Annotated in this window: 17 protein-coding genes; 11 read left to right on the top strand and 6 right to left on the bottom strand. The window is 44.3% G+C overall.

The window, feature by feature from the left end:
- The first annotated feature begins 76 nt into the window (after nucleotides 1-76).
- The 9 genes from GSO_RS15690 (at nucleotide 77) to GSO_RS06690 (ending at nucleotide 8,794) form a co-directional block, all read left to right on the top strand.
- Complete coding sequence (locus GSO_RS15690) at nucleotides 77-676, top strand: KilA-N domain-containing protein (RefSeq protein WP_225358876.1); 600 nt, start codon at nucleotides 77-79, stop codon at nucleotides 674-676.
- On the top strand, nucleotides 673-927 hold the full coding sequence (locus GSO_RS18355; protein WP_235500814.1) for a hypothetical protein: 255 nt from the start codon (nucleotides 673-675) through the stop codon (nucleotides 925-927). The genes GSO_RS15690 and GSO_RS18355 overlap by 4 nt, the downstream gene beginning before the upstream one ends.
- A gap of 460 nt (nucleotides 928-1,387) precedes the next feature.
- Nucleotides 1,388-2,242, top strand: a complete 855-nt coding sequence (locus GSO_RS06660; protein WP_010490389.1) for a PRD domain-containing protein — start codon at nucleotides 1,388-1,390, stop codon at nucleotides 2,240-2,242.
- A 111-nt stretch (nucleotides 2,243-2,353) separates the two neighbouring features.
- The gene (locus GSO_RS06665) at nucleotides 2,354-3,790 is read left to right on the top strand and encodes a PTS transporter subunit EIIC (RefSeq protein WP_010490392.1); all 1,437 of its coding nucleotides are present in this window, start codon (nucleotides 2,354-2,356) and stop codon (nucleotides 3,788-3,790) included.
- A gap of 59 nt (nucleotides 3,791-3,849) precedes the next feature.
- Entirely contained in the window at nucleotides 3,850-4,779 is a 930-nt protein-coding gene (locus tag GSO_RS06670) for a DUF7916 family protein (protein ID WP_010490394.1), read from the top strand.
- 212 nt (nucleotides 4,780-4,991) lie between these two features.
- The gene (locus GSO_RS06675; protein WP_010490396.1) at nucleotides 4,992-5,390 is read left to right on the top strand and encodes a hypothetical protein; all 399 of its coding nucleotides are present in this window, start codon (nucleotides 4,992-4,994) and stop codon (nucleotides 5,388-5,390) included.
- Nucleotides 5,391-5,636: 246 nt separating this feature from the next.
- The gene (locus GSO_RS06680; RefSeq protein ID WP_010490398.1) at nucleotides 5,637-6,494 is read left to right on the top strand and encodes an NAD(P)-dependent oxidoreductase; all 858 of its coding nucleotides are present in this window, start codon (nucleotides 5,637-5,639) and stop codon (nucleotides 6,492-6,494) included.
- Between the two features lie 291 nt (nucleotides 6,495-6,785).
- Nucleotides 6,786-7,493, top strand: a complete 708-nt coding sequence (locus GSO_RS06685; RefSeq protein ID WP_010490400.1) for a LytR/AlgR family response regulator transcription factor — start codon at nucleotides 6,786-6,788, stop codon at nucleotides 7,491-7,493.
- Complete coding sequence (locus GSO_RS06690; protein WP_010490403.1) at nucleotides 7,490-8,794, top strand: sensor histidine kinase; 1,305 nt, start codon at nucleotides 7,490-7,492, stop codon at nucleotides 8,792-8,794. The genes GSO_RS06685 and GSO_RS06690 overlap by 4 nt, the downstream gene beginning before the upstream one ends.
- Before the next feature lie 121 nt (nucleotides 8,795-8,915).
- On the opposite strand, the gene GSO_RS06695 is transcribed toward GSO_RS06690, so the two are convergent.
- From GSO_RS06695 to GSO_RS06710, 4 genes are read right to left on the bottom strand one after another with little or no spacing between them, the layout of a single operon-like run.
- Nucleotides 8,916-9,614 (bottom strand): hypothetical protein, encoded by a 699-nt coding sequence (locus GSO_RS06695; protein WP_010490405.1) that lies wholly within the window; start codon nucleotides 9,612-9,614, stop codon nucleotides 8,916-8,918.
- A 10-nt stretch (nucleotides 9,615-9,624) separates the two neighbouring features.
- Nucleotides 9,625-10,350 (bottom strand): ABC transporter ATP-binding protein, encoded by a 726-nt coding sequence (locus GSO_RS06700; protein WP_010490408.1) that lies wholly within the window; start codon nucleotides 10,348-10,350, stop codon nucleotides 9,625-9,627.
- A 7-nt stretch (nucleotides 10,351-10,357) separates the two neighbouring features.
- The gene (locus tag GSO_RS06705; RefSeq protein WP_010490410.1) at nucleotides 10,358-11,128 is read right to left on the bottom strand and encodes an ABC transporter permease; all 771 of its coding nucleotides are present in this window, start codon (nucleotides 11,126-11,128) and stop codon (nucleotides 10,358-10,360) included.
- Nucleotides 11,112-12,041 carry an ABC transporter ATP-binding protein gene (locus GSO_RS06710; protein ID WP_010490412.1) on the bottom strand — a complete coding sequence of 310 codons (930 nt, stop codon included), beginning with the start codon at nucleotides 12,039-12,041 and terminating at the stop codon, nucleotides 11,112-11,114. Before GSO_RS06710 ends, GSO_RS06705 begins: the two co-directional genes overlap by 17 nt.
- Before the next feature lie 596 nt (nucleotides 12,042-12,637).
- Between GSO_RS06710 and GSO_RS15695 the strand changes: the two genes are divergently transcribed.
- Nucleotides 12,638-13,009: a hypothetical protein gene (locus GSO_RS15695; protein WP_235713476.1), complete on the top strand. Its 372-nt coding sequence runs from the start codon at nucleotides 12,638-12,640 to the stop codon at nucleotides 13,007-13,009.
- Between the two features lie 130 nt (nucleotides 13,010-13,139).
- On the opposite strand, the gene GSO_RS06720 is transcribed toward GSO_RS15695, so the two are convergent.
- Nucleotides 13,140-13,823 (bottom strand): response regulator, encoded by a 684-nt coding sequence (locus tag GSO_RS06720; protein WP_010490416.1) that lies wholly within the window; start codon nucleotides 13,821-13,823, stop codon nucleotides 13,140-13,142.
- Nucleotides 13,820-15,370, bottom strand: a complete 1,551-nt coding sequence (locus GSO_RS06725) for a Spo0B domain-containing protein (RefSeq protein WP_010490418.1) — start codon at nucleotides 15,368-15,370, stop codon at nucleotides 13,820-13,822. Before GSO_RS06725 ends, GSO_RS06720 begins: the two co-directional genes overlap by 4 nt.
- 208 nt (nucleotides 15,371-15,578) lie before the next feature.
- Here GSO_RS06725 and GSO_RS06730 point away from each other — a divergent pair, with 208 nt between their 5' ends.
- Complete coding sequence (locus GSO_RS06730) at nucleotides 15,579-16,850, top strand: 2-hydroxycarboxylate transporter family protein (protein WP_225358882.1); 1,272 nt, start codon at nucleotides 15,579-15,581, stop codon at nucleotides 16,848-16,850.
- The last annotated feature ends 18 nt before the right edge of the window (nucleotides 16,851-16,868 follow it).

The raw sequence follows: 16,868 nt of genomic DNA on the forward strand, positions 1-16,868 counted from the left end.
TCAAGCTGATCAAAAATCAATGTTCGGGTTCTAAACTGGTCGATTTCGACCAGTTTAAAAATGGAGGAGTGAATAGATGCCACGAAAGAGAGCTGTGATTCAGCCTAAAGGTGTTGAAGTTAGTTTGTTTAATGCTGGCAATGAAAATGACGCGCTTATTAGCTTGGCAGATATTGCTAAGTACAAAAATCCCGAAGCACCAGCTGATATAATTAAAAATTGGATGAGAAGCAGAAGTACCATTGAATATCTGGGACTATGGGAACAGATGTACAACACTAAGTTTAATAATTCGGCTTGTACAGAACTATTAACCGTTTCTGGTTCTAATTCGTTCGTTCTTTCCCCTAAGAAGTGGATTGAAGAAACTAATGCTATTGGGATAGTGTCGAAGGCTGGACGGTACGGTGGAACATATGCTAGAACGGATATTGCATTTGAGTTTGCAATGTGGGTATCTGCTGAATTCCGGTTGTATCTGATTAAGGACTATCAGCAACCTAAAGAAAAAGAAAGCGACGCTCAGAAATTAGAATGGGATGTTCGCCGTGAATTAGCAAAGGTAAACTATAAGATTCACACAGATGCTGTTAAGGAGAATTTTATCCCAGAACAGCTTACAAAGTCACAAGTGGCATTTAAATATGCTACAGAGACATGGCTTTGTTTGGAATGACAGCACGTCAATGGAAGCTGTCAAATCCTCAAGCCACTGGGAATATTCGTGATAATGCAACGGTTATACAACTTACTGTATTGACTAATCTGGAGAGTATGAATGCCGAACTTCTGAAGGCTGGCGTGGGCGAAGAAGAACGCACTCAAAAACTTAACAAAATGGCGCGGGAACAAATGAAGGTGTTGCTCACAAATCGTGAGAAACAAAAGGATATTGAAAAGGGAAAAGGTCGCAAGGGACTGGAATAGTTACGCTGACGACGCGTTATATATAAGTGGTTATCGAAAGCTTGATTGGCCCGCAAAAAACCTGATCCATCGGTAGTGTTGGACTTATTAGGTCAATAAAATTCTAAAAGAAGGACACGCCACTTATGGTGAAAATTTTAGCATAAGTTTCAAAAAGGCTTGCGAGGATTAAATGCACACTGTACTGAACTAGCGCTTATTTTTATAAATTGTAGCGATAAGTTTAAAATTAATATTTTTCGGATGATGGTAATTGTTCTAACAAAGAATATAAATCGCACATGATTGCCTCTATCGTTAAAGTGTAACCCATTATTAACGCTAGTTTAAGCTCATCGCTACCTGTTATCTTACTATCAATATATTGACAAATAAGAATTGCTCGTTTAAAGTTGAAAAATAAGTAAGCGCTTACTTATAGCCATGTCAGTTGTCCCGTTTCTGTTGTTAGGTGTTTAATTTGAAAATTTTGCAGGTTTTAAACAATAACGTGTTGCTTGTAGAGGATGGTCATGACAAGCAGCAGATTGTTTGGGGGAAAGGAATAGGGTTTCGGCTTAAGCGAGGCGAGTCATATTTTCCGACTGAAGACGATCATATTTTTCGTCCTGTCGCGCACCAAGACGGCCAATGGATAGATACGTTTAAAGAGTTGGCCAACGAGATACCGCAGTCGTATTTTGAACTAACGGATAGCATTATCGCACTTGCACAGAGTCGACTGAATGTTGCGTTTGACGGTCATTTGCTGGTTCCATTAACAGACCACATCTATTTTGCAGTTCAGCGGGCCAAAAGTGGCATGGTGGTGAGTAATCCAATGCTATTTGATGTACAACGCCTTTTTCAAAAGGAGTTTCAGGTCGGGCAGGAAGCTGTGGCTATGATCCAGTCGCATAGTCAGGTTACTTTTTCAGATGACGAAGCAGGTTTTATTGCGATGCATCTGATTGAGCATGAGTTGGTAGAAACGAATGGTCCGGTCCAGACGGTCGCGGACGCGATGGCGATTCTTTCCGGTGTCAACGAAATTCTTGGAGAAGACTATGGAGCAAAATTTTCCGAGAGCAGTCTAGCGGTATCACGAATGGCGACGCATCTTTACTATCTCTTATTGCGAACCCAGGAAGGTAAGTATAACGACTCTAGTGAGAGTTCTGTCAGGACACTTTTGCGTCAATTGAAAAAGCAGTACCCTCATGCCGGTAAAAGTTTGGGAAAAATTATTGCATTTATTGCGGACAAAGTTGGTTATCGGTTTAATGATTCGAACCAGCTATTTCTTTTAATTCACATTATTCATATCATCGAATAGCGGCTTGTGACATTAAGTTGGCAACACCCTGAAGATGTATCGGAATTGGTTTTACCCGATTCCTTTACCTTTCCTGGGTGTTTTTTTATACCAGTCTTTAGGAGGACAAAAATGGAAAAACATGAGCGGATTGGCAATGAAATTATTGCAAATATTGGCAAACTCACCAATGTTGGGAGTGTTGCGCGCTGTTACACCCGGCTGCGAATCAGGATCAAAGATGATGCCAAAGTCGAGTTAGATAAGCTCAATGAAATCGAGGGGGTGGTGAAAGCGTTCGCCTCTGAGGGCAAAGTGCAGATTGTCATGCCGGGATACTTAGATAAAGTGTTTGAGTATATTAATGCTGAGTTCACGGGTGGAAGTCATGCATCTGAATCTGGAGCGGCTGTTCATTCAGACGAAGTGGCCGAGAAGAACGGAAAGCCTTTCACACTCAAGCGCTTATTGAATGGCGTTCTTGATGCCATTTCGAATTCACTAACTCCCGTGATTGGCGGGCTCGCCATGGCAGGGTTATTTTTGGCACTGCTTAATTTGCTAACGGTCAGTCATATCGTGGCTCAAGGTAGCCAGACGTATCGGCTTCTCTATTTGATGGGGAATTCGCTGTTTTACTTCCTGCCTTTCCTAGTTGCTTACGGTGCTTCCCGCTACTTTAAAACAAATACGATTCTAAGCCTCATGCTGGCTGGCATCATGATGCAGCCTGATTTTGTAAAGATGGTCAGCGCGGGAAATGCCATTCATTTGTTTGGTATTCCGGTAGCGGCGGTAGATTATTCAACCAGTTTAATTCCGATACTAGTCACGGTGTGGGTTCAATCATTATTGGAAAAAGTGGTTGATCGTCCTTGGATGAACAAACTCGGATTGTTGAAGATGTTTCCGGTATTTTTGGTCATGGCACCGTTGACGTTGTTGGTGACCGGGCCAATTGGACAAGGTGTTGCCAGTGTCATCGCCAATGGCTCACTTTGGATTTATGATCAGGCGCCGGTTGTCGGCATTACCTTGTTGAGTCTGTTAATTGGCTTTTTCATTATTACGGGAAGTCATTGGGTGTTTTTCCCGGTTGCCATTGCTAACCTCAAGCAACTGGGCTACGATCCGTTTCTTTGGGTAGCCTTTGCGGTTTGGAATTTTGCTGAACTCGGAATGGCGTTGGCGATTTTGGTAAAAGGCAAGAAGCGTAGCGTTAAAACTTTCTCCGCAACGGCAGCATTTTCAATCGCCGCGTCGGGTATCACGGAACCCGCGGTATATGGGTTGATGCTGAAAATGAAAAAACCCATTATTCCTTCCATCATTGCTTCAGGTGTAGGCGGGTTATTCTTCGGACTGTGCCAAGTTAAAGTCTTCTCACTCGTGACAGTCTCAATTCTCAGTCTGCCGCAATTCATTAATCCTGCAGGCGGCAATAACTTTGTGCTTGCTGTTGTGGGGTTGTTACTGACAACGGTTGTTTCGTTTGTCCTGAATTGGTTCTGGGGGATTGACGAATCGATGTTTGATGAAGACGAAATCGAAGCTGCCTCCGAAGTATAATGCTTAGTAAGAAGAACATGCACGTCAATCTGGAATCATTAATAGGAGGTCATCGAAAAATGGTTAAACGACTTTTGAGTGCCAGTACCAGTGAAGTGATGCAATTTAACGGTCAGGAGCTTAAGGAAAGTATTAAAGCGAGTGAAGGGCGCATTATTGTTAGCGAAAATATTGTGACGCAGGAGAATCTGGATAGTATTACCACTGCCGAAATTGCTGCGGCGTTTGGGGCGGATATGATTCTTTGCAATCGGCTCGATGTGTATAATCCGAAAATCTTCGGACTTTATCCCGGTGAACGCGATTTATATAGCGCACCTAAGCACGATGGTAAGGCGAGCATTGCGCGGCTGCAGAAGTTGGTTGGTCGGCCTATTGGCATCAACATTGAGCCGATTGGCGACCATCCGAAGATGATGGAGAATCAAATTTCTATTTTGCCAGGGTGTACAGCCAGCGAGGCGGTTATCAAGAAGGCCGAGGAGATGGGCTTCCAGTTTATGGTTTTGACCGGTAACCCGGGCACCGGCGTCACGAATGCGGAAATCGCCCACAGCATTGCCCTAGCCAAAACATATTTCAGCGGCTTAATTATTGCCGGGAAAATGCATGCCTCGGGCGTCGATGAACCGCTGATGAGCGAGGAAACCGCGAAAAGATTTATCGATGCAGGTGCTGATGTTATTTTGGCGCCGGCCGTTGGATCGATTCCGGGATTTGATGAGGCTGCTTTGAAGGCGGTGGTGCAGGTGGTTCATCGCGCTGGCGGTTTGGTCATGAGTGCGATCGGGACGAGTCAGGAAGGCAGCGGTAGCCGTGTGCTTCAGGAGATGGCTATTCGCAATAAAATCTGCGGCGTGGACATGCAACATGTTGGTGATTCCGCGTGGGGGTTTGAGTCGCCAGTTGACAACCTGTACGCCGTCAGCAAGGCCATTCGTGGGGAACGGCACACGATTCAGCGCATGGCAAGGTCGATTAATCGCTAGGATTGACGAACTTTTTTATCGTGAAAAAACGCAACATCTGCCTTTTGTGCCCGGAAGTTCGAAGCGAATTGAGGCAACATTTTCGACAGTATAAGGCTGACCGAGCTGTTTGATTCTTCTTTTTGTCATTAAATTGTACACTATAGGTAACGCAAGACAGCCACTCTAATGTGAAGGCTAGGGTGACGCGATGACAGAAGGGCCGTGAGAAAATGCACGAAGATCTGGGTAGTTATGCATATGTTCAGCGTGTTTACAATGCCAATATGCGTCTGGCTGATTATCGGTTGACGGCAACGGCTAAAGATGGCACCGTAAATTTTTTTGATGACGGCTTGATTAAGCTGACGATGCAGATCGCCAATGGACGCGTGACCAAGATTATGATTGTGACCACCAATCCGCGTTCCTCGGCGTACATGCAGGTTTTTGAAGGCTTCGAGTTTGGCTTTGATGCTGTCAGCACGTGGATCCAAAATTACGAGGAGACCACGCGAACTCATGGCCCTTCTAAAGGAATTGTGAAGGGTATTCTAGCCTCTTACAACACGACGGCCGATAACGTCTTGACGGTCAGCTTGACGCGTGTTGCAGGCACGGCGCCGGAATGACTTTTGGATGCGTCGATAACAGGCGCGTTTGGAAAAAGGCAACTAAGCGTCATGAAGCCGCGAGCTTTGTTATTGAAATCATTTTGTGATCATGCTAGGTTAAGGCGTGCGAGCGGATTAATACTGATTTTAATCGCAAGCAGTTGATAAAAGCTTTTTTGGTGTCTGAGTTAGTCAGAAACGACCGTGTTTTTTATATGCCGTTTTCAGTGCGGCATGCTTTTGTAACGGGAAGGAAGAAAAAACATGAAAATAACATTTATTGGTGTTGGTGATATGGGGAGTCACATGGTACCGCATCTGGCAAAAGCCGGTTATGACGTGGTGATCTGGGATAAAGTGCCGGCTAAGATGGCAGCTTTGACGGGAGAGCACGTGACGGCGGCAAAATCGTTGGAAGACGCGGTAACCGCATCGAAATTCGTGATCACGTCGGTCATGTCCGACGATGTGCCAGCGTTGCATATCGGCACCCCTGAGCAGCCCGGAATTGTTCACTATCTGCAGCCCGGCAGCACGCTTATCGTGACGTCCACGCTGGATCCGCGTAAGATTACGGCCATTCAGGCGGTCATGCCGGCAAACACCAAACTCCTTGACGTGCCAATGATTGGCGGCGTGAAATATGCCCGTGAAGCTGGCTTGGTACTGATCGCGGCTGGAGACAAGCAAGCGGTTGACGCGGTACTTCCAGTCCTGAAAACGTTCGGCACCGTTAAATATGTTGGTGAGCAAGGTAATGGCGCCAAGCTTAAACTGATTACGAATGTCGCGATTATGGCGGCAGAAGCAGGGATTCGCGAAACGCTGGATCTTGCCGATGCGTATGGCATTGACTACGCCACGACCTTGGACTTATTACAAATGGGCCCACTTAAGCCAGTCGTCATTCGCGCTTTAGACGAAAGCAACCCGCGGCCGCTTAAAGACTCCGTAGCTGATGAAGTCGAGCTGGACAATGCGACCAAGGACTTTGTCGACTTACCAATCGCCAGTGCAGCAATGCGGCGGCTACAAAAAGCCGTTGATTCTGTTGTCGGCGAAGCGCAGTTTATTGATATCACGAACAAGAAGACGGCGTTGCCTGACGCGTCGAAGAAATAAAAACACTACGATACAAAAATGGATCGATTCACGGCGATGAAGGCTGTGATCGATCTATTTTTATGGTCAAAAGGTGTTTCACGTGGAACCAGTGTGGTTTCTCTGAATAAACAAAGTGGTTAGCGTTTTTGAACGGATTGTTTATTTTCTCGCGAGCAATATATAAAATCGGAAAGATTGCGGTTGAAATCTTGGCTTGCTATACTGAAAAAATCCGGTACGGGATGATACGAGCAAAATAAGTCGGGTTCAGTAAAGGTTTTGCATAGACATATACTTGGCGGTGGGAAAATGATTAAGGTGGCAGTTTGTGACGACGCGCCTGAAATAACGGGGAATATCGAAGAAACGCTGAAAGCATTCGATTCAGCGTTGTTTGATGTTGCGGTATTCTTTCGTGCTGACGCGTTAATTTCATCACTACAAAAACAGCGTTATGACTTTTTTGTTTTAGATATTGAATTGCCGACGTCTTCAGGCATCGATATTGCTAAGGCTATCAGAGAACAAGACTTAAACGTCCCAATTGTCTTTCTTACCAATTATGTGGAATATATGGAAGATGTTTTCCAAGTGCAAACCTTTGACTATATTCTCAAGCCTATAACTAAAGAGAAAATCTTTCCCGTCCTTAGAAAAGTAGTTAAATATTTGGAATTGGATGATGAATATTTCTCGTTTTCACACAGGAAGAAGACATATCATTTAAAGCTTTCTGATATTATCTGTTTTGAAAAGCAGAGACGTAATGTTATCATTCATGACAAGAAACAGCAATATCAGGTGATTATGTCGACGTCGGAGCTGCTGGGAAAGTTAAATGATAACTTTGTTCAGGTGCATACATCCTATGTTATCAACACTAAGTTTATTAAAGAAATTGGCGCTGGCTATATCATTTTGGCTGAAGCTTCAACATCCATGGAAGTCCCTGTCAGTAGGAAATTTCGCAACATCGCAAGGGAACAAATCATCATGCAAATGAGGAGCAAGTTATGATTGATGCTGTTATTAGGATGTGCAGTTTTCTAGTCTACGTGTTTCTTTTGAGCTTCTTTTTTGCAAGTTGGTCGGTTTCCGAAAGACGATCACTTATCTGGATGATGACATTGGCAGGTTTGGCAGGGATTGTTGCAGTAAGCTCGTATGCTGTTCCGTCTAGTGTCGAACCCTTCATCAATCTCGTTGTCACGCTAATTGCAATGACCACCATTGCATTACACCATGAAGTAGCGATCAAGGATATGCTCTTTTGGTTTATTATTTTGCTGGCCATTAATTTCATCAGCGAAGCTTTGTCTTTAGCTGTTTTCAGATCAATCACAGCGGCATCTTATGGTCCTCAGAGCTTCATTTTTGCGATTGCAACGACGAGCATTTCGATGATGCTGGAAGTTTTAATGATTTTCGGACTTAAGTTGGTGGTTTTCCGGAACCAAATGTATCTGGAATCGTTAAAACTTCCGGTACTGCTGGCTTTAACGTCAATTCCACTTGTCTCGATAGGCGTTCTATTCAGCTTTTTAATGGCGAACATCAATACTTCCGTCCATTCACCTTATTTTGTATTAATGATTACAGTAGGCGTTTTGTACATGAACCTTTGTGGTCTATATTTATACGGAAGTTTGACGAAACACTTACGAAAAATCAATCAGATTACATTACAAAACAAGTCGCTTTCTTTTGAAAGAAAATATCTCACTGAATTGAAAAAGTCACAAAATCAGCTTGCGGCAATGCGTCATGATTTGAAAAATCAATATATCGTATTGCTTGGACTATTGGAGAAGAAGCGTGTTGGAGACGCAAAAAGATATCTTTCAAAGTCTACAGATAGGCTGAATATGCAACAAAAGTTTTATACACGCGATGTGGTTTTAAATTATTTATTAAATGACAAGCGAGACCTGGCTGACAAGGCGGGGATTAGGTTTGACATCAAGGTGTTGCTTGCCGAACAAATAAATGTCGATAACGATGTTTTGGCTATTTTGATTGGCAATCTGCTTGATAATGCTCTTGAGGCGTCTAGGAGATTAGGAGACAGCCGTTCTGCAAAAATCACACTGGTTATTAAGCAGTTTGACAATAAATTGCTAATCGATATTGAGAACATTTTCGACCCTGCCGAAGCAATGACGCGACAACGGCGAAAAATAGAAGGGCTTGGAACAAGTAATGTTAAGAGACTTATTGCCCGTCATAACGGCCTTTATCGGCAATGGACGGAAGAAAATAAGTTCTTTGTTAGCGTCATTTTACTTGATATCGTTAAAAAAACTGTCGGAGAGATTTGACCGACAGTTTTATTCTATTTTCTCTACTTGAATTACCTGTGTGACACAATAGATGATGCGTGTGGGCATTGTATCCAAAACGACCGAGGTCAAATAATCAAAACGTTTGGCGACAACCATATTAAAGAACTTCATCGTTTTCAATACCATTTCCCATGGTCAGGCCAACCAGAATAACAATCACCATTGACACAACAGCGACGATTAGCGTTATAAACTTGGACGCCATCATCGTTATCGCTGCAAGGTTAGAAAAGAGGATAACTAAAACGATGCTAGCAATCATTGATTTTACTTTTCCGTTCAGTTTGATACCAATAAAGCTGGACAACAAAATAATCGCGATCGTTAAAAAGGTTCCAGCGAATACTGAAGTTAGTAAGTCTAGAATTCCTGTCGGCTGTTCAGTCATCAATTGGAAGAGGAATTCTAAAATGTTGAAGACTAAATCCGCAATAAATAGACCAACGATCATTGCTGAAGCGACAACAAGCGAAAAAGCGGCGAGTTTTGTATAAAATAGTGACTTTCGACCAACAGGCAATAAGTATGTTTGACTTTTGTTTGTCCCAACATAATTGCCAACGAGGATTTGGCAGGCGACCACCGTACCATAAATTGCCAATGCACACATGGTTCCGGTTGTTGCCAAAGCAAGGATGACATTGGAATGGGTCAGTATATTGCTGTCATCGCTGCGATCAAAGCGGCCAACTAAAGCAAAGAAATATAAGAACAATAGTTGAAGCACCATTGTCGTTAAGTTCAAAGAGCCAAAGAATTTACTCAAACGTGAGATTTCAAAGTGTAAATTTCGCATCATTCGCCTCTCAATTAAGTGAATTGGTATGACGGACAAACTCGCGATAAAAGTCTGCCAGTCCGTCAGTGAAGTCCGATTTGATTGCCGCAAGCTTCTTTACGCCACTCGTTTGTCCATGAGCGATCACAACTGATTGTGTAATGATGTCGTTCAAATCCGCGAACGAATGGCTTGTGATGATGACGACCTTGTCTTTTGCAAGGTTGTTGATTAACTTTTTCGTCAAGTTAACCCCATCTGGATCTAGACCATTGAAAGGCTCATCTAAGATTAAAATGCTGGGATCGTGCGAAATAGCAAGAGCAAGTAGTAATCGTTGGCGCATGCCTAGTGATAGACTGCCGATTTTTTGCTTAGGTGTGATCTCTAATGCAACGTTTTGAAGAAGTTCATGCCAATCTTTAGGTCTTTTAAGACAAAAATAGTGATAGTGTTCTGTCAGCAAGGTATCAATGGTTAAATCAAAGATGCTGTCAGATTGTGCAAAAACCGAACCGATGTGTTTTAGGAAAGTTGACCTAGTACGTCGATCCAATACTAATTCGTTCAGTTGGATCTCACCGCCATCGGGAATGATGAGCCCACAGATGCATTTCAGTAAGGTTGTTTTCCCGGCACCATTTGGCCCCACCAATCCATAAACTTCGCCGCTTTCACAACTCAGATTTTTAACTTGCAAGATGTTTCGACCGGAAAGTGATTTAGTAAGATGCTCAATCGTGATTCGTGTCAAATGATGGTCAACTCCTTTTCGATAGCGCCAACAGAGACAATGCGAAGGCTGTCGTCAGCCACATCAACAGTACGAGTAGGTTTAAGTAAGAAAAGGGGGCAGCGTGAAACAGAGTAGCCCTAATTAAATTGCTGGCTGGAACGAAAGGGAGTAACTCGTAGACGGAGGTCAGCCAAAAAGGAATTCGATCAGCCGGATAGGTAATTGGTGAAAACAATAAACCGCCAATCATAATGACCTGTGTTGTCAATGCCATCGCGTTAGCAGAAAGCCAGTACGCTAAGGAAAAGCCAATTAAAACCATCGTTATTTGCGCCAAAACGATTACAGTTATACTGATTGGGGATACGTAGAGATCAACATGAAAGCGACTGGTAGCGGCGATACAAGACATGATCACACCTGGAATTGAAGCAAGGCTCCAAATAATGACGTCAGCTAATATAATCTTTGTTCTGGCGACCGGAAGTGTCTTTTGATAAGCCACGACGCCATCTTGTTTCGCCGTGCTAACAATTTGGGCAGCCAGTACGCAACCCACCGCAATGATGCCGATGGTAATAGCGCCTGAGGAAAGGTATAGGATATCGGTATGGCTCATATTTGGCATTAATAAAGCTAAACCATAGACGATAGCTAGTGCTAAAACAACTTGGGTCATGCTAAAAGCAGGGAGTAAAACTTTATGTCTGATTAAACTCCACCGGATGAGTCCCCAAAATTGGCGTACTTGTTGCTTTGGAATCTTATCTACAAAATAGTTATCTTTTATTTCCATCGGTTAGTCCTCCATACACATCATTCAACGATGCTGGCGATAAGCGATAGTTCCGGATTTCTTCTGTAGCTACTTTTGCAGACAGCCAAGAGACGGCATCTGTCATGTCATCGGCTTTTAAAAAGAGATCATATTGGAATTCGTCACTTGTGACGATACGATCAGCTTGTGGCAGTTCATTGTTTTTAAATGCATGTTTGGCGTTAATCGTCAAAACCGCAGAACTTAGTCGATCATGAGACAGTATATTGACTTGTTCGTCCTTGATTAGGCGACCATGATGCATGAATAAATAGCGATCTGCATACTGTTCTACTTCAAGTAAATTATGGGTAACCACAATAACAATGTGGCCTTGCAGCGCTAATTTTCTAAGGCATTGCCAGAGTAGTTTTCGCCTGACCGGATCAACATCATTTGTTGGTTCATCAAATAAAAGAATAGGCGAAGGTCGTACAACTGTCATGGCAAATGACGTTAAGCGGCGGAGCCCCCCGGAGAGCTTTTCTCCTGGCATATCCGCCCACTCGTTCATGTGTAAAGTGTCAAGGATCTTGTCCACTTCCGTTCTTAGTGCTCGACCATGAGCTCCACGTATTCGCGCAATGGCTGAAATTGCTTGACGTAACGTGACGCCTGCAATGGGTGCATGTAATTGTGGCATCATCGAAATGACGTTTCGGGCGAACGCAGGCTCTTGCGCCAAAGAATGGCCTGAAAATGTTATTGAACCTCTATTCGGCTTCACAGTGCCCATGATTTGATTTAATAAAGTGCTTTTCCCAGCGCCGTTATGTCCAGTTAAAGCGGTAACTTCACCTGGAAGAAACTGGGTTGAAATATTGTCGTTGGCAATCACTTTATGATGATTAAATGTTTTTGTGACTGAATAAATATTTAATGTTGCGTTCAATGATTCACCTTCTTTGCTGCCGAATTGAAGAACCCATTGGTCAATGTAGATGGGGACCTGTGCGAAGACGTTAAAGCATTTATAGTTTATTCGTTTGATGACTAAATCGGAGGAGTTCGTCATGATCAACCAGTTTGATGTAACAAATAACCTGGTTTTGAATGCGCAAATAAAAATCTATAGGCCAAAAAAGTTTTAGCAGAGTGTCTATCAAGATAGTCTCTATTGGACAATGTGTTTCACGTGAAACAAGTGCTGATGTTTAATGACCTTTGGATATTCCACTAAAAACATGAAATTACCTTAACTTTTTGGCCCAGACTGCCTGAATGTGCATGCAAGAATTACGCTGAAAATAGTTGGAATTTTTAGCAACCGATGTAGTTCATAGAAAAGTTGGGTGGTCATTTTGAAAAGGAAACACTTAGTATCACTTATCCTGATCGTCAGTGTATTGGCGCTTGTGCTTGTAACTTTTGTTAGTCTTCGTCACCAAGGTCCTAAAAACAGACGCGATCCCGGCGCTGATGCCGAGAGCTTTTTGATTAAGTTGCCTGGTAACATGGATATTGTTAAGTTGGGTGTTGGCCCTTTTTTTGATTGAGCGAATTCCTAAAAAGTTACAGACAACGACTGATGCCAACACGCTGCTTTACCATGTTCAAGCTGCTGGGTGCCATGGTCAGACGATGGTTGTGAAGGCGAAGGAAGATGACAACTACGACTTCCTGAAGTCTGGTGTAAGCGGTGAAGGCTATGCGTTGACGTTGATTAACCTACATACAGGAAAGCGAGTGTGGGCGCATAAGTTGGGATCGTTGCAACGTCGACACCCGGAGGCCCGCCGAATTCGGGTGAAGTCGTTGGATCACTACCACTGGCGGGACCCTTCCAAGCAGCTTCCTAAAAGCGAGGATAATCGGGTGATTACGTCACGAGTTTTTACTGATATGGTGACTGGTCATTAAGTTCGGGAAAGTTTGTGCCTAAATGTAACGTTGTGCTTGTCTTTTGGCGTTGCAATCGCTAATCAAACAAAGAAAATCCGTTAGCATCGGCGAATTAGGCTGGTGCTAACGGATTCTTTGGTCTCGATCTTTAAATTGGTAAAGTCGTTAGTAACTGGTAAGTTTTAAACGGCCGCCCGGTTTTGCGATAGATGGTGTCGCTTTTTAGAAAATGATGGGCTTCCAAAAAGTTTAAATATTTACGGACGGAAACGTGGGAGAGCCCGGTTTTGGCGGTTAATTGAGGCACGGTGAATGGTTGGGAGAGTTGGGCGATAGCCTCTTGGATGATTTTTAGGGTAGCCATGCTTAGTCCTTTATCTAGTTCGAGCGGGGCCGATGCGTGCGGTTGTGGTTCGAGGTAGGCGTCGAGCTGGTTTTGATTGAGTTGATCGCTGTCAAACATGCGGTTCTTGGCGTAAAAACGGTGAATGCTCTTTTCGAAGCGTTGCAGTGTGAATGGTTTGATGAGGTAGTCGATGACGCCTAAGTGTAGTGCATCGTTGATGATTTCAACTTCATTGGCTGCGGTGATTAAAATGACGTCAACGGTTTGCTTGGTACGTCGCAGTTCGGTTAGAAGGTCAATGCCGTTACCATCCTTGAGCCGAATATCTAAAAGAATGAGTTGGATGGATCGAGTTGCTAATAAATTCCGGGCTTCAGAAATGGTTTCTGAGGAATAAATATTGGTAAATGTACCGATCTTTTCCAAATAGTTACGGTGAATGAATTGCACCATCGGATCGTCTTCAACAATCAGAATGTTTGTCATGTGTTTTCCCTCTTTTCGTTGAGAATAGGGTTGCCGCCGTGATAGTCCACAACTAACTTCAATACTAGCGGGCCATCTTGGTTGAATGTGATGGTGCCGTGTAAATCAGAAAGCAATTGCTGGAAGTAAGCTTGGTGAACGAATGATAAAAGTGCATCACGATTTGTTATGGTACCTAGATGATAGGTGATGGTTAGTCGATTGTCTGCATAGTCCAGTTGAATGAGCATGCTGTCAGGCAGATCGTGCTGAAGAAGGCCAAAGTGCAAGTAGCGGCTGAGCGTTAGCAGCGTTTTCGTTTCTGCTACATTGTGATTAGCCGGTAGTTCCAGGAAAATTTCGTAGTCCAGAGTGGTCTTTCGCTCCGAGAATTTTTCCCGTTCACCGATCATAAAGCCGGCGATAAGTGGATTTTTCACGAGTAAGGCGAGGCGGTTGGCAAATTCCTGTTCCGGTTTCAGCAGATCTTGCAGATAGATCGCCAGTTCGTCGTATTGTTCGATAGCGACCAAGCCGTAAATCACATGCAGCTTGTTCATGAATTCATGGGACTGACTTTGTAAGGCGTTGGCGTAAGTCGTGGTGTTGGCTAGTTGGTCGGCAACGAAAATCGCTTCAGTCGCATTTCGTAAAAAGATCACGTAACCAATTTTTTGCTTTTTAACCATAATCGGGGCGGCTGAGAAAAGGTAGTCCTGACCGTCTTGTTGGTAGAACTGTTCGGTTTTGACCGTCAGCTTAACGTGTTCGGGATGTGTAATCAGTGCGGTTATTGGTTGACCGATAAATGCGTTTTGCGGGATAAGATGGTTTTGCAGCTTGCTGGCAGCTTTGTTGACCAACATGATCTTTTGGTTGAGATCAATCACGATGACCGGATCTTTTGTTTCTTCGAGCATGGCATTTCGTTCCTCAAGCAAACGAGCTATTTCCCGCGGCTCTAAGTCGTGAAGTTGCCTCTTAATATAATAGGCAACCAAGAAAGCAATCAGGATGCCCATCACCAGGCCGACAAGCAATGCCAAACGAAAGCCGACCTGGGAGTGGTGGATAAGCGTTTGCAGCGCGGTCACTTTGATGCCTAACGCGACAACTCCGATCTCTTTACCTTCTCGATAAACCGGAACGAAGCCGCGGAGTGAACGGCCTAACGTTCCCCGGCGTACCGAAACATGTTCATGCCCACGTAAAGCCGTTACTTCGTCGCCGCCTTGAAAATGACGATCGATCTGGCTGGGATCAGGATGGGTGAGGCGGATGCCTTGCATATTCATCACGACCACGAAGTCCAGATTGAAGTTTTTCGCCAGCGTATTAGTGTAGGAGCGGGTTGCCTGATCCGCATGATTGGCTTCAAGTGCCGCTATGACCCGTGGTTCCCGGGCCAATTGGCGGCCAATCGCAAGTAACAGCTGGCCTTCGCGGGTTTCAAACTGCTGCCGGTTTTCCAGCATGGTTAAGCCATAAACCGTGAAAACCGTCACTAACAGGGTTGAGGTAAAAATGAGCGAAAGCCAGCCCCACAGGCGCCATCCTTTTATCGTCACGTTTTTCATACTCCTAAGTGGTGAAATAGTTTGTGAACGAGTTACTGAAGGCTTAAACAAATGATTTTATGCTTTAAAAAGTTAAATAATCTTCCCTAAATGAAGTGCTTACATTAAGCTGTCAATAAATAAGCAGTTGAAGGGGGAGAAAACAATGGCAAACAAATCCGCGCCAGCTACGACGGGTTCAGGGACACAAGGAAAGTGGATGGGTTTTAAAGTCGGTTCGGTGCCGCTGCCGGTTTATCTTGTGATGGCAGCTGTTATTGTCCTTGCGGGAGTGATGCAGCAGTTGCCGGTGAACATGCTCGGCGGTTTTGCAGTCATTTTAACGTTGGGGTGGTTACTAGGAACGATTGGCGCTAATATCCCGGTTGTCAAAAATTTTGGCGGGCCAGCGATTTTATCATTACTTGTGCCATCGATTTTAGTCTTTTATAACGCGATGAATCACAATGTGCTAAAAGCGACCGACATGCTGATGAAACAAGCGAATTTTCTTTATTTCTATATCGCGTGTCTGGTCTGCGGTAGCATCTTGGGGATGAATCGAAAGATCCTGATCCAAGGCTTAATGCGGATGATCGTGCCAATGATGTTGGGTATGATCCTTGCGATGGGTGTCGGCACTTTGGTCGGCGTGTTGTTGGGGTTGGAGTGGAAGCATACCCTTTTCTTCATCGTGACGCCGGTTTTGGCCGGTGGCATTGGTGAAGGAATTCTACCACTGTCTTTAGGATACAGTACGATCACCGGGACGACCAGCGGCGCGCTTGTGGCTCAGCTGATCCCGGCTACGATTATCGGTAACTTTTTTGCGATCATGTGTTCAGGTTTGTTGAATCGGCTAGGAGAGAAGCGGCCAGAGTTGTCTGGACAAGGGCAATTGGTGCGACTCAATGGCGCAGAAGACGATCTCGCCGATGCCTTAAAAGATGATACCGGCCCACTTGATCTCAAAATGATGGGCGCTGGCGTACTCACGGCTTGTACGTTATTCATTTTAGGGATGCTGCTGCAGTCAGTTACAGGCTTTCCCGGCCCGGTTTTGATGATTGTGGCCGCGGCTATTCTGAAGTATGTCAATGTGATTCCCGGAGAGACGCAGCGTGGCGCCAAGCAACTCTACAAGTTTATTTCCAGTAATTTTACTTTCCCGTTGATGGCCGGACTTGGACTCTTATACATTCCGCTAAAAGACGTCGTGGGCATGTTGAGCTGGCAATATTTTATTGTGGTAATCAGTGTTGTGTTTACGGTTGTTGCGACCGGATTTTTCGTGGCGCGGTTTTTGAATATGAATCCGGTTGAAACGGCCATTGTAACGGCGTGCCAAAGCGGGATGGGCGGCACTGGCGACGTGGCGATTCTGAGTACGGCGAATCGCATGAATTTGATGCCGTTTGCGCAGGTTGCGACGCGATTAGGCGGTGCGATCACGGTGATTACGATGACCGCTATTTTGCGGATGGTGTTTTAGACAGACGTTTTTTCAGAA

The organism is Lacticaseibacillus zeae DSM 20178 = KCTC 3804, assembly GCF_000260435.1.
Taxonomy (GTDB): Bacteria; Bacillota; Bacilli; order Lactobacillales; family Lactobacillaceae; genus Lacticaseibacillus; species Lacticaseibacillus zeae.

Bases quoted from the DNA above. Each gene is read 5' to 3' on its own strand.
- GSO_RS06670 (WP_010490394.1), top strand. From the start codon at position 3,850: ATGGTTAAACGACTTTTGAGTGCCAGTACCAGTGAAGTGATGCAATTT.
- GSO_RS18355 (WP_235500814.1), top strand. From the start codon at position 673: ATGACAGCACGTCAATGGAAGCTGTCAAATCCTCAAGCCACTGGGAAT.
- GSO_RS06730 (WP_225358882.1), top strand. From the start codon at position 15,579: ATGGGTTTTAAAGTCGGTTCGGTGCCGCTGCCGGTTTATCTTGTGATG.
- GSO_RS06680 (WP_010490398.1), top strand. From the start codon at position 5,637: ATGAAAATAACATTTATTGGTGTTGGTGATATGGGGAGTCACATGGTA.
- GSO_RS06705 (WP_010490410.1), bottom strand. From the start codon at position 11,128: ATGGAAATAAAAGATAACTATTTTGTAGATAAGATTCCAAAGCAACAA.
- GSO_RS15690 (WP_225358876.1), top strand. From the start codon at position 77: ATGCCACGAAAGAGAGCTGTGATTCAGCCTAAAGGTGTTGAAGTTAGT.
- GSO_RS06665 (WP_010490392.1), top strand. From the start codon at position 2,354: ATGGAAAAACATGAGCGGATTGGCAATGAAATTATTGCAAATATTGGC.
- GSO_RS06720 (WP_010490416.1), bottom strand. From the start codon at position 13,823: ATGACAAACATTCTGATTGTTGAAGACGATCCGATGGTGCAATTCATT.
- GSO_RS06690 (WP_010490403.1), top strand. From the start codon at position 7,490: ATGATTGATGCTGTTATTAGGATGTGCAGTTTTCTAGTCTACGTGTTT.
- GSO_RS06685 (WP_010490400.1), top strand. From the start codon at position 6,786: ATGATTAAGGTGGCAGTTTGTGACGACGCGCCTGAAATAACGGGGAAT.
- GSO_RS06675 (WP_010490396.1), top strand. From the start codon at position 4,992: ATGCACGAAGATCTGGGTAGTTATGCATATGTTCAGCGTGTTTACAAT.
- GSO_RS06695 (WP_010490405.1), bottom strand. From the start codon at position 9,614: ATGCGAAATTTACACTTTGAAATCTCACGTTTGAGTAAATTCTTTGGC.